9 protein-coding genes are annotated in these 12,865 nt (G+C 42.8%); 8 read left to right on the plus strand and 1 reads right to left on the minus strand.

All coding sequences use genetic code 11. The features are described 5' to 3' along the window. Positions 1-55: 55 nt before the first annotated feature. Positions 56-1,267, minus strand: coding sequence for an acyltransferase family protein (locus COR50_RS07065; protein ID WP_098193347.1), 1,212 nt, complete (start codon positions 1,265-1,267; stop codon positions 56-58). A gap of 426 nt (positions 1,268-1,693) precedes the next feature. Here COR50_RS07065 and COR50_RS07070 point away from each other — a divergent pair, with 426 nt between their 5' ends. The 8 genes from COR50_RS07070 to COR50_RS07105 all read left to right on the plus strand — a co-directional run bounded on the left by COR50_RS07070 (position 1,694) and on the right by COR50_RS07105 (position 12,863). Then, positions 1,694-2,293: an RNA polymerase sigma factor gene (locus tag COR50_RS07070; RefSeq protein WP_098193348.1), complete on the plus strand. Its 600-nt coding sequence runs from the start codon at positions 1,694-1,696 to the stop codon at positions 2,291-2,293. 146 nt (positions 2,294-2,439) lie between these two features. Then, positions 2,440-3,603 (plus strand): FecR family protein, encoded by a 1,164-nt coding sequence (locus tag COR50_RS07075; protein ID WP_098193349.1) that lies wholly within the window; start codon positions 2,440-2,442, stop codon positions 3,601-3,603. Between the two features lie 81 nt (positions 3,604-3,684). Next, a complete protein-coding gene (locus COR50_RS07080; RefSeq protein ID WP_098193350.1) occupies positions 3,685-7,140 on the plus strand; it encodes a TonB-dependent receptor in 3,456 nt (1,151 codons plus the stop codon). 6 nt (positions 7,141-7,146) lie between these two features. Further along, positions 7,147-8,652 carry a RagB/SusD family nutrient uptake outer membrane protein gene (locus tag COR50_RS07085; RefSeq protein ID WP_098193351.1) on the plus strand — a complete coding sequence of 502 codons (1,506 nt, stop codon included), beginning with the start codon at positions 7,147-7,149 and terminating at the stop codon, positions 8,650-8,652. 14 nt (positions 8,653-8,666) lie between these two features. Further along, positions 8,667-9,509 (plus strand): endonuclease/exonuclease/phosphatase family protein, encoded by an 843-nt coding sequence (locus tag COR50_RS07090; RefSeq protein ID WP_157760669.1) that lies wholly within the window; start codon positions 8,667-8,669, stop codon positions 9,507-9,509. Between the two features lie 5 nt (positions 9,510-9,514). Beyond that, entirely contained in the window at positions 9,515-11,569 is a 2,055-nt protein-coding gene (locus COR50_RS07095; RefSeq protein WP_098193353.1) for a DUF5689 domain-containing protein, read from the plus strand. Positions 11,570-11,724: 155 nt separating this feature from the next. Beyond that, on the plus strand, positions 11,725-12,066 hold the full coding sequence (locus COR50_RS07100; RefSeq protein ID WP_098193354.1) for a hypothetical protein: 342 nt from the start codon (positions 11,725-11,727) through the stop codon (positions 12,064-12,066). A 176-nt stretch (positions 12,067-12,242) separates the two neighbouring features. Next, the gene (locus COR50_RS07105) at positions 12,243-12,863 is read left to right on the plus strand and encodes a redoxin domain-containing protein (protein WP_098193355.1); all 621 of its coding nucleotides are present in this window, start codon (positions 12,243-12,245) and stop codon (positions 12,861-12,863) included. Positions 12,864-12,865: the final 2 nt, after the last annotated feature.

The raw sequence follows: 12,865 nt of genomic DNA on the forward strand, positions 1-12,865 counted from the left end.
TTTTGCTATGACCTGCGCGCCTGCTGAATGTTTAGCATGGCATAATAATTAAATCCTATACTATTGCCGTTTCAACGATCTTTGGAACCGGACTTTGTTTAGATTTTTTAATGCGGGGCATTGGCTTCATCCCGAATAAAACCCTGGTTACATTGTATGGCTGTATAAATAAATGGTATATCAATAAACAAATTACGCCGCTGGTTACAGCTAAGAAAATATATTGCAAAGCAATGCTTTCCTCCGTTTGCACCAGGTAATAAGCTATTATAACAATAACTGTTTGATGCAAGATATAGAAAGGGTATAATGCAGGATTGATATAAGAAAAAGCTTTGGCCGGTTTGTTTAAATAGGTTTTTGCATACCCTACCAAGGCGAAGATCCAACACCAGGCTACCAGGGGGATGCGCGCAATGTAAAGATAAGTCCAGGAGGGAGCATGTGCCCCCGGGAATAACTGTTCAAATTCCAAATCATTCCATCGGATGTAACATATAAACCCCATCAATAATAAGGATGCCGATAAATGGAAGCGCCGGTTCCGGGCCATACTGTTCAATAATAAAGGTTGCAACATGCAAAGGAATCCTATTAATACGAAGAAGAACCAGTACAATACGAAACAATAATCATGAACTAGGTCGCCTGTCATATCATATCTCGGTACCATGTAAGCATACCAGGCTACGGGTAAAATACACAGCAAGTATATTCTCTTGCCTTTCGCGAAGAATGCCAATGAACGGATAAACCCAGCCGCTTTTTTTGTCCTGGCCCAAGCAAAAAATGGTGCTAAAACCAAGTCATATACAAATAAGTAAACGATAAACCATAGATGGTGCCAGCTTGTATTGCCCTGTGGATAGGGTTTGAAATCGAAGGTCTTAGGATAAAAATCCCAGAAATTGCCCTGGTAGCCATTGGCTAATCTTTCCATGTAAATCTGCGGCGGTACGATTATGAAAATGCCGGCAACTACCGGGATGAATAGTCTTTGAAAACGGAGTAATACAAATTGTTTCGCGCAGTATTTTTTTACGATATGCCAAGCTACGGCACCCGATATGAAGAATAATAAAGGCATCCTGAACCGGCTCAACCAATATGACCATTCCGTTAAAACCGGGCTATATTCATGGAAGTTTATATGCCAGGGATCATTTTCTTGGTAAGGCCTGGCCGCATGGAATAGTAAAACGCCGATGATAGCGAAACAACGCAGCCAATCGAGGTAAGCGACCCGGGTCGATAATTTATTGTCCATAGCTTTTTTCTGTAAACATAAAGGGGTGCCGGGAATATGAGCGTGCTGGATTGACGACCTGCAATAATGGATTGACGAAATGCAATTTGGTAAATAAAAAGAAGGGAGCTATTTAAATTATTGAAATTCTATTGTATTTTAATGCTTTGATCGGTAAGAAATAGCAATACCAGTCATACACGTTATTTGGAAAATATTGTCAGCAATGGATTTATAAGCGGGCTTTTTATGTAAAAACTGTTCGGGGGGCTATGTTATATAATTATGAATTTCTACGGCCTGAAGTGTAGAAATAACAAGGGATGGATTATATTGAAACCTTTTGTAGTAAGGAGTTTTAGAAGTATTTAATCATGTGAATTCCTAAGTACCAGTTAAAATTGAATTTTAATTGCGATATTATATTTGCAACCTAAATCGGTATCAATGCAAGTTCAGCAAGAAAATCATGAACAGGATTTGTTGCTCTTGGTAGCCAAGGGTGATGAAAAAGCCTTTAGTGAATTATTCCACCGTTACAGGAATAAAATCTATTCCATGGCTTTGGAAATTACCCGGTCTGCACCTATCTCTGAAGAAATTTTGTTGGATGTATTCCTGAAGGTATGGCTGAAACGGGATCAATTGTCTGAAATACAGCATTTTAGAGCTTGGTTATTTACCGTTGCCAGGAACAGGATCTACAGCGCATTAAAGCAGGTGGCCCTCCGGAAAAATACCACGGCAACTATTGATGAAGACGAATTATTATTCCATATTTGCGATGATTCCAATACTTTTTTGTTGGAAAAAGAATATCGAAATATCCTCCATAAAGCAATTGCTAAACTCCCTCCACAACAGAAGAAAGTTTATTTATTGATCAAGGAACACGGCCTTAAAAGGGAACAAGCTGCACAGGAATTGAACCTGTCCCCTGAAACAGTTAAGCGCCACCTGTCCGAAGCTATGCATTTTATCCGCACCTACTGCTTATCGCATATGGGGATTTCCGCTGCTGTAATTGTCTTGAAGAATATATTATAATACCCTATTATTTTGCCGGATCATTTTTGAAAATACTTCCCTGGAAAAAAAATTGTTCCACAACTGACCCATCCATTCATTCCCATCGTCTCTATAAGTATACAGCTCAAATATTTAGTACTAAAACAAGCTGAATTAATTCACTGATGACTTCATTCGAAATACTATTCCGAAAATTTGTTGCGGGTACGATTACCGAATCGGAACGTGCAATATTGTTTGAAATGATGGCCGATTCTAAGTACAACGAAGAATTAGCCGACTTGGTAGCGCAAATTTCGGAAGTAAGTACGGGTCAACATGAATTAGAAGATCATAGGGCAGAAGAGATATTATCGGTCATCTTGAATACCAAATCGAAAAGGGGGCGCTTGGTTAGCTTGCTGCGTTGGTCGGCAGCGGCGGCGGTACTGATCATTGCAGGTTGGGCGGTCAATTCTTTAATCAATCCAACAGGGACGAATAAATTGGCCAAGGGAAATACTGCAATGCAAGATATTTTGCCGGCTACGAAGGGGGCGCTATTAACCATGGGCGATGGTAGCCAGGTAATGCTAGATACGCTGGACGATGCCCAGTTAAAACAGCATGGAATGCTCGCGGCATCCGTAAAAAATGGGACGCTATCCTGTATTGAGAATGAGGAGCTGCCCTTAAGCCAGAATACACTCACTACTGCCAAGGGAAAATTATACCACTTGGTGCTTCCGGATGGCTCGGATGTTTGGTTGAATGCAGCTTCCGAAATTCAATATCCTAGCCGTTTTGCAAAAGATGAGCGCGTAGTAAAATTGAAAGGGGAAGCATATTTCGAGATACAACAGGATGTTAAGGCGCCTTTCTCTGTAGAAGTTGCGAATACTACGGTTCACGTATTGGGGACGCATTTTAATATTAATGCTTACGCGGATGAACCGGTAATTAAAACTACTTTGTTGCAAGGGAAAGTTGCTGTGAATACAGTTGCAGAAAATGGTAAAGAAGCCAAGGCCATTCTACATCCGGGGCAACAAGCTACTACTGCTATGAATAGCCAAATGCCAGCAGTAAAGGTAACGCCGGCCGATACGGCTTTCGTCATGGCTTGGCGGAACGGTATATTTAATTTCGAGAATGCAGATATACAAACTGTTATGAAGGAGTTGGAACGTTGGTATGACCTGGACGTTGTGTACGAATCGGGGATTCCCGACTTACATTTCGGGGGTAAGATGGGGCGCGATTTAACGGTCAACCAGGTTTTAAGGATTTTAGAAATTTCAAAGGTCAGGTTTAAAATAGAAGGTAGAAAACTGATCGTTTCCAAGTAAATAATGAATGATTACATTGACTGGCAACTCTTTTCATAAGAAAGGGAATAGGGATTCGCATGCCTAAAAATATTGAATAATATGATCAACTCTCAACCTAAAAACATGTTTTACAAAACATCTTCCTTGTTACTCTATTTTCGAACACGGATCAACATCCAATCCCGGTTTTCGTGGACTGTCTTCGTTTGCTTACTTGTTACCTTGTGCTTACAAGTTCGTGGAAATGCCCTGTCGCAACAGGTTAGCATGTCCGGAAAAAACCTAAGCTTCAAGCAAATTTTTTCCAAAGTGGAAAAGCAAACGGGATACGTATTTTTTTATAATGCGGATGTGCTTCAGAAAACTACGCCCGTAGATGTTTCCGTAACGAATATGCCCATAGAAACATTTTTAACGATGATCATGAAAGATCAGCCTGTTGATTTTGAAATTAATGCCAAAACCATCACTATAAAAGAAAAAATTATTGCTAAAACAGGTGCCGTTAAAAGTTCGGAACCCGTCCGGCAAGATCCTCCCATTAAGGGAAAAGTTTATGATAATGAAGGGAATCCTTTGCCGGGCGCTACCGTTTCTATCGTTGGTACTAATACTGGTGTTCAAACCAATGAGCAAGGCGAATTTTCGATCCAAGCAAAGAAAACAGATGTATTAGCGATATCCTACCTGGGCTTTGAACGGAAATTAATACCCTTGGCCACCACCAAGTTGCCCATCTCCGTTACGCTAATGCCCTCTAAGAAAAATATAGATGAAGTTGTAGTCATCGGGTACGGCACAGTGAAAAAGAGCGACTTAACCGGATCCGTAACTTCTGTAAGGGTCAAGGATATAGAAAATGTACCGGTAACCCGGGTGGACCAGATGTTGCAAGGACGCATTGCCGGTGCGGATATCGTTTCTACGGACGGGGAACCCGGTGCGGCAACAACGATAAGGATCCGCGGTACGCGCTCCATTTCTGCCAGCAATGAACCTTTGTTTATCGTAGATGGCTTGATGGATGCCATCACCAGTTTGAATGAAATCAACCCTTCCGACATCGCTTCTATCGATGTATTAAAGGATGCTTCATCTACCGCTATTTACGGATCCAGGGGAAGTAACGGCGTTATCATCATCACGACGAAATCCGGCTCTGATAAATTAGGTAAAACCAACTTCACGTTCAGGAATGATGCCGGCTTTTCCGAACTACCCAGGTATTTAGACCTGATGAACGCCACCGAGTTTGCGCAACTGCAAAATGATCGCTATTATTTTGCCAGCACGGCCAATCAAACTAAACCATTGGAAGATTATCCTTATCCGGATCCGCTATCATTAGGTGAAGGCACGAACTGGACACGGGAAATCACGCGCCGGGCGCCTTATCAAAATACGATGCTTTCCGCTTCCGGCGGTGATAAAACTACGCAGTATTATTTCTCTGCCAATTATAACAACAACCAGGGTATTATCCAGAATAGCGGATTGAAACGATACCAGGTGAGACTCAACTTGGATCGGAATATCAGCAAGTTCGTAAAAGCGGGCTTACGTTTGAACTATTCCCGCATTAACAGGAATATCAATACGGCCGATATCGGGACCAATACGCTCTGGTATCGCTCAACCATATTCCTCGCGCCAACCATGCCGGCTTATAAAGAAGATGGTAGTTTCAATGATTGGAATACACAATGGTACAGCGGAACGCTCTTTGATTCGCCTGTAGCAAATGTGAACTTAAAGAAAAATAAACACCTCGAACGTAGTCTAAGTTCGATGATGTACTTGGAAGTCAAGCCCATTAAAAACGTAGTTGTTAAGTCAACGCTTTCTTATGCCGATTATAACCGTGATGAAGAACAATTCCAACCTTCCACTTTGCCGACCCGCGCCCATGCGCAATCCGGTGCTTATGCCTACCGTAGGGCATACGCGGTGAATAATTACCTGAATGAAAACACGGTTACCTACCGCAATAAATGGAACAACGTTCACCAGTTTGACGCGATGTACGGTTTTACCGTGCAGAAAAAGGTATATAAGAATATGGCAGCGAGCGGTAACGGGTATTTCGTGGATGATATAGAATCGAATGACCTCGGTGCTTTGCCTTCTAAAGATAATATTTCGTTGAGCTCTTACCTGGAAGAACAGGGCAGGGTATCGCACCTCGCCAGGTTAAATTATAATTACGCGGGGAAATATTACTTGACAATCACATCCCGTTTGGACGGCGCTTCCAACTTTGCAGCCAATAATAAGTGGGCGCTGTTCCCTTCCGCGGCTTTCCGCTGGAACGCGCACCGCGAACCGTTTATGAAAAATGCCCGCTCCGTTGATGAGCTCGCGTTCCGTTTGAGCGGTGGTACTTCCGGCAATGACGCGATTGCCAGGTATCAATCCTTGGCGCGGTTGTCTTCTACTACCGGAGGTTATCTTTTTGATGGATCGCAACCGGTTGCCTACTACCCCGGTCGCGTTGCCAATGAAGGCTTGACCTGGGAAAAAACAACCACTTACAATGCAGGTGTTGATCTGTCGTTGTTTAAACGTCGCCTTGAAATCACGGTAGATGCCTATAAAAGCATGACATCCGATTTATTGCTAACCGTACAACTTCCGTCGCAAGTTGGATTTACCTCCCGCTGGGCCAATATCGGTAAAACTTCTAACAAGGGTATTGAGTTGACCGTAACCCATGATAATATCCGTACGAAGAATTTTAACTGGTCAACCACGATCACGGCAGCGCATAACAAACAGTTGGTAGAAGATATCGGTGGGTTAGACAGGGTTTCCGTGTATGATAATCCTTACGGTGCACAATATATGATGTATGGATACGTGAAAGGTCAACCTTTGAATGCCTTGTGGGGCATGGAGTATGCCGGTGTTTGGAAGAGCAAGGAAGAAATTGAGCAGAATGAGAAAGATAAGAAATATGCCTCCGCGGCAGTAAGTTATTATTCGCCCGGTAGACAAAGATATATCGATCAAAATCATGATGGCATACTGGACAACAATGATTTGGTTTACCTGGGCAATGCGGATCCGGATGTATACGGAGGTATACAAAACCGTTTCAGCTATAAGAAGTTCTCATTATCCTTTTACTTCAATTATAATATCGGGGGAAAGATTTACAACCCGGTAGAATTATTCATGGGTAATGGTACTTATTTAACCAACCAGTTCAGGTATATGGTGAATGCTTGGCATCCTGTCCGGAATCCTAACTCCGATTACCCGAGAGCAGATTCCAAAGATGATATTCCGAATGATCGATTTGTACACGATGCTACTTACTTAAGGCTGAAAAACATTACTGTTAGTTATCCTATTGACTTAGCGAAACTGACACATCAGAAACTCAAGACTTTAGCATTGACATTAAGCGGCAATAATTTGTACCTATGGAAAGACTACAATGGCTATGATCCCGAAGTATCTACAAAGAGCGATGGAAGCACAATCCGCCGTATGGACAATGGTGCTTACCCGGCCAGTAGGACGATTACTTTCTCAGCAGAATTAAAATTTTAACGAACCATGAAAAAGTTGACATACTCATTACTCGGAATAATACTAGCCATTGCCTTCACTTGCAGCAGTTGTAAAAAGTTGTTGGAAGAAGATCCTAAGAGTTTCGTGAGCCCGGGTGGATTTTATCAATCTGAAGCGCAATGTCTCGCCGCGCTGAACAGTTGCTATATTCCTTTGACCAGTATATACATGGCGGATTTCATGATATCCTTGGAGGCAACAACAGATCTGGCATTCCTTAACTCGGCCCAGCTCGATGCCAAGTTCGAAATTTCCCCGGCTAATCCAGGGGTCGGAGATAATATATGGACAAATTGCTATAAAGGAATTATGTATTGTAATGCTGCGATACAAGGTATAGAAAGTGCACCCATCGATGATGAGCGGAAGCCGCCATTAAAGGCGGAAGCAATTACATTAAGGGCCTTGTATTATTATATCCTCACAAGCATGTTCCAAGATGTACCATTTTATACTAATGATATCAATAGCTTGGATGCCCTGACGGAAGTCATGAAATTGGGAAGAATGCCGGCTAATGAAACGAGGACTTACCTGGTCGACGAGTTGTTGCAATACGTTAGCTATTTACCGCAACAAAGAACTTCGGAAGTAGCGGATAACCGGATCTCTGCCCCGATGGCATATATGTTGATAGGGAAAATGGCGCTATGGAACAAGGATTATGAAACCTGTGTTTCCGCCATGAAGGAAATTCAGAAGATATATGGTCAACTGCTTCAATACCCCTTGGAAGATGTGTATTTCAGGAATAAAAACACGCCGGAATCAATCTTCGAAATTCAATATACCTGGTCGGCAACCGGCTTAAAGAAAACCACGACGGTAGCAGCATTTTTTACGCCATCTAAAAAATCGGGTACTAGTACCTACGATGGTGTGAACATCCCGGAACTGGGGGCCGAAGCTAACCCGTTTACCTGCATTACGCCGACAGAATATTTTATGTCGCTATATGATTTAACTGATCCCCGGAAGGAAATGATCTTGGCATATAGCTACGACGGGCAATATTTCAGCAGGCCTATGGCGAACAATGGAACAGGGAAAGCCTGGATGGGGCCGAAGTTCTGGTGCCCGGGTATGAATAATATCGCGGATGGAAACAACCAGAAAGTATTCCGTTATGCAGATGCTTTGCTGATGTTAGCGGAAGCGGCCAATGAAACCGGTGAAACTGAATTAGCCATGCAGTGTTTGAACGATGTGAAAACCCGAGCCAATCCTGAATTTGCATTAGATGCCTATCCTGGTAAAAATGAATTTTTCGAAGAATTAAAGAAAGAACGGGGCCGGGAGCTAATGGGCGAATACGGCAGGAAATGGGACCTGGTACGCTGGGGCACTTTCTTTGAAGCCGTCAGCGAAACTTCCGGTGCAGAATACGAAGTGATCCACAATAACTTAAGACCATTCCATGAATATTACCCTATACCGGATAGGGAAGTGCTGAGGTCAGAAGGTGCATTAACAAATCCAAACTATCAATAATCAACATGAATAAAATGAGATCGACCATTATATACAGTTTACTATTGTTTTGTTGCTTGCCACTCGCGGCACAAAACACGATGAAAGTATTAAGCTATAATATCCTGGAAGGTATGGTGAAAGATACTACGAAGGGGAAACAACAGTTCGTGGAATGGGTGAAGGATAAAGATCCCGATATCTTGGCTTTGCAGGAATGTAATGGCTTTACGCAGAAAAGCCTGGAAGCCCTGGCGGCCAGTTATGGTCATCCGTATGCAGTTATAGTAAAGGAAAGCGGTTACCCTGTAGGACTTACCTCTAAGTACCCGATTGCCGGGATTCAAAAGGTAAATGAAAATATGACCCATGGATTTATCCTGGCAAAGATTGAAAACTTGAATATCTGTGTACTGCATCTCAACCCGCATTTATATCAAAAAAGAAGGCAGGAGATCGCAGCTATATTAAAGTATATATCCATCCAGCCAAATGCACATAACTGGTTGGTGATGGGAGATTTTAACTCTCAAACCCCCTTGGAGAAAGATCGTCATGCAAAATCGAATATCATTCAAAGGCAGAAAGATGCTGTGAAACGGAATCCGAAAATACACAACTTGGTGGATGGCGAAAAGATAGATTACCTCGTGCAACAGCAAATGCTGAACGCCGGCTTTAAAGACCTGGCCTTTATTTATGATGCAGATCAAAAGCAACAAAATGGTAAAGATACGATCCGCAGCAATGCTAGGATTGATTATATATACTCCGATAAAGCTTTGAGTAAGAAGATGAAAAGTTGCCACTTCATCTACGACGATTTCACTGCCAAATTTTCTGATCACCGGCCTATTATCCTGGAACTCAAAAATTAATCATCATGCCGCATTTTATATTTCGAAAATTGAGTTGGTTTTTCCTAGTGGCAGGCTTTTCAATACTTTGCCTGTATGCCTGCCGTAAGGAAGAAGATGTAAAGTTCGTGACTGACCTGGCCATCGATTCGAGGATCGTGAGGATGCCCGCCAATGCAGATACAACGCGAATCATCATATATTCTGAAGGTAACTGGAACCTGGAAGTGACCGAGCCTGTTGAGTGGTTGCACCTGATGGAAAGTTCCGGCAATGGCAAGGGCGAAGCATTGATTTCATTGCAAGATAACAACGGCAATCTCCCGAGATCGGTTAAAGTGCTCGTGAAGGGAAATGGTAAAACAGATTCAATTGATATACAACAGAAAGGTCTGACGCCGACTATCAAGATCACCGATGAAACGGCACAAAGCATTGCCAACGGCGGGATTTTAAAAACGCCGATCAACACCAATGTTCCGCTGGAATTGATGGATATCACTTACCGGTATGATTCTACCGGTGGTACATGGGTTTCAGGACTGCAATTACAAGACGGTTACCTGTACTTTAAAGTTGATAGTAATAAATTGACTACGCCCCGCAGTGTCATGTTATACCTGGGTTACCTGGATGCGCTTGGCGCTATCACGAAAGATTCATTGAAGATCTCCCAAAACCTCGGCATGAGCTACGAAGGTGCTGTGGTAAAGGATTTTCAATATGTAAAACAAATGCTGGCAACAGGGAAAATAGAGGAAAATATCTTTATTGAAGGGATCGTGATCAGCGATAAAGGTCACCCTAATATTGCCAAGAACTGGAACAACACTAGCAACAAGCATACGCTCGATAAAACGGGCAATGAAAAAGCCGTATATGTTCAGGACCTGGATGGCACGGAAGGAATTTATATTCAAACAGCAACGCCCGGGCAAAATATTTTCAACTTCAATGACAAGGTACGTATCTGGTTGAAAGATGCCGACCTGGAACGTTTCAATGATCCGAATTATGTCATCGTTAGCGGTATTGAAGTGAAACATATCATGCAGAAGGAAGCCCGTATGGTCAACCTCGAACCGAGGGAAAAGTACATTGGCGACTTAACGGACAACGACCTGTATACTTACATAAAATTGAAAGATGTTGAGATATCCGTTCCTTCCGGCTCATTTACCAATATCAACGAAGGGTATGCCGCCCGTACGGATTGTTATCCTACGCATGTCCGCGATATTCAAGGAAGCGGGCTTTACATGTTAACAAACCTCGGTGTTCCTTACCGCCGCGATGGTAATCAAGTGCCGCAAGGCTCGGGAAGTATTGCAGGGATATTAGTTCATGAAACGATGGATCGTTACGGTGGAGATATAGGCCGCTATGCTATCAGGCACCTTTCCAGGGAAGGGATCGATTTGAAAGAAGATAGAAGCCAAGGATTTTCCAATGTACTGGTGGAATGGAGCCGTTTCAAGAAAGAGTTTGCCGCGGCGCCCACTGCAAGCGAGAACCCGTTAACACCGGATATCGGCCAGGGAAAGTTGTACAAAACCGGCAATATTGATATGGACTTTACGGGTACAGGTATTTACGGCACAACAGATTATAACGGCTTAATACCAGAAGCTACCACCGTGAAAGGTTCCATTGCCAATGGCGCTTGGGGAAGTAAAAATTGGTGGTCAACTGCCAACAACAGTGGCGAAGCATGGATGATCGAAGTCTCCTCTTCCGGAATTAGTACCCCTATCTCATTACAAATCGAAGGCAATTCGGACATCGGCGGCCCGAGGAATTTTATCGCGGAATGGTCTGATGGCAGCGGTAACTGGAATAGTATCGGTACCTATACCTTACAGGATGTTACGAACTGGTCTAATACCTTGCTTACCCAGGTGCCCGGGCATAAGGTTTTAAACTTTAATTTGCCGGTGGCAGCAAGTGGCTTGGAAAAGTTAGTTATCCGCTTGCGGGTTTTAAATAAAATTTGCGGATCAACAACCAATCCTAACGGTGGAACTTTAGGCGCCAACGGGGTTACCAGGTTAGCGCACGTTTCATTGAAATATAATAAATGATGCCCCAATTTTGTATAACACTAATTATCTATTGAAAGTAATGGGCCGCGCATTTGCGCGGCCCAATTGTTTTGTACTGCGGCTATACTTCAAGCCAAGTTCTTTATATTGATCATCATTGGGGTTCGGTAAGAAAGCATAAAATATTTATCGACATGAATATTAAAAAGATTTCTATCCCGGTTATTGTTGCCTGTGCTACGGTCTGTTGCACCTTATTTAGTCATGCCGGGAGCTTTCCATTCATGCAGGAAATTACCCATGAGGGCTGCTATTCGGCCATAGAAGTATCGCGTATGCCCGGTAACTGGCCAACCGGCGATGGAGAAACGCCCTATGTACAATTAAAGAAGGATCAACAAATTACGGTTGAATACGGTACGGAGATGACCTCATCCGGAGGCTGTAGCGCGCCATTTAACGCCTATTGTTGTTTCAGGGTAGAGAAAGTAGGGAAAGATTGGAAAGTTACCGGTATTACTTTTACCAGCTTGTAATTTTTTACAATCCAAGTAATTGATTATTAATTATCAATAGTATTTTTTTACTATTTAAAAATATTTATCCTATAGAAATAGTAGGGTAATAATGAAAATAAATTATCTTTACAGCAGCAAACACCACCGAAAGGCAGGTGCAAAACAAAAAATGTTTAACAATTAAAACTTACCCGATGTCTATCTATCACCGCTACGCCGATGTTTTGCCGCTGGGTTTACCTGAAAATTTCAAGAAACCTAACTTGGAAAAACATTTAATTCAACCGCTGGAAGCCGGACAAGTTTTTCCTGCTATCCAGGTATTTTATCAAGATATATTGCAAGGGAGGGAACTTTTGCAATCGAAACAGGAGGTGTATACTGTTACCATCCAAAAGCCGTTGGTATTAGCATTTTATTCCGCTCAATGGTCGCTTTACGGAACTAAACGCTACGGGCAATTACAAGATCTGCATAATAGCACCAAGGTTTCCGGTGGATCATTTTTAATGGTCACCGGGGAAGATAAGGATACTTTCGAAGCGTGGCATGATGCCAGGATCCAGGCGAGCTTTGATATGTTCCAGGACCGCCGTTTCGAATTGTCGAAGCAAGTTGGGCTGTTCAGCAGCTCCGACCCTTTATGGGGGCGTGTTTCCGGTATTGACGCCGACACGTTTGCACCCGCGGTTTACGTGATCGGGACAGACCATAAAATCATTTACAGTTTTGTTGATGATAACCTTACCCGCGAACTGGACAATAGGGAAGTAATCGCGGCAGTTAACGGGGCCCGCAAGAAAGCCGTAGCCTAAAA

This window comes from Chitinophaga caeni (genome assembly GCF_002557795.1).
In the GTDB taxonomy this organism is placed as follows: Bacteria; Bacteroidota; Bacteroidia; order Chitinophagales; family Chitinophagaceae; genus Chitinophaga; species Chitinophaga caeni.

Excerpts from the sequence above, each read along its gene's own strand:
- COR50_RS07065 (WP_098193347.1), bottom strand. The coding sequence starts at position 1,267 with ATGGACAATAAATTATCGACCCGGGTCGCTTACCTCGATTGGCTGCGT.
- COR50_RS07070 (WP_098193348.1), top strand. The coding sequence starts at position 1,694 with ATGCAAGTTCAGCAAGAAAATCATGAACAGGATTTGTTGCTCTTGGTA.
- COR50_RS07075 (WP_098193349.1), top strand. The coding sequence starts at position 2,440 with ATGACTTCATTCGAAATACTATTCCGAAAATTTGTTGCGGGTACGATT.
- COR50_RS07080 (WP_098193350.1), top strand. The coding sequence starts at position 3,685 with ATGATCAACTCTCAACCTAAAAACATGTTTTACAAAACATCTTCCTTG.
- COR50_RS07085 (WP_098193351.1), top strand. The coding sequence starts at position 7,147 with ATGAAAAAGTTGACATACTCATTACTCGGAATAATACTAGCCATTGCC.
- COR50_RS07090 (WP_157760669.1), top strand. The coding sequence starts at position 8,667 with ATGAGATCGACCATTATATACAGTTTACTATTGTTTTGTTGCTTGCCA.
- COR50_RS07095 (WP_098193353.1), top strand. The coding sequence starts at position 9,515 with ATGCCGCATTTTATATTTCGAAAATTGAGTTGGTTTTTCCTAGTGGCA.
- COR50_RS07100 (WP_098193354.1), top strand. The coding sequence starts at position 11,725 with ATGAATATTAAAAAGATTTCTATCCCGGTTATTGTTGCCTGTGCTACG.
- COR50_RS07105 (WP_098193355.1), top strand. The coding sequence starts at position 12,243 with ATGTCTATCTATCACCGCTACGCCGATGTTTTGCCGCTGGGTTTACCT.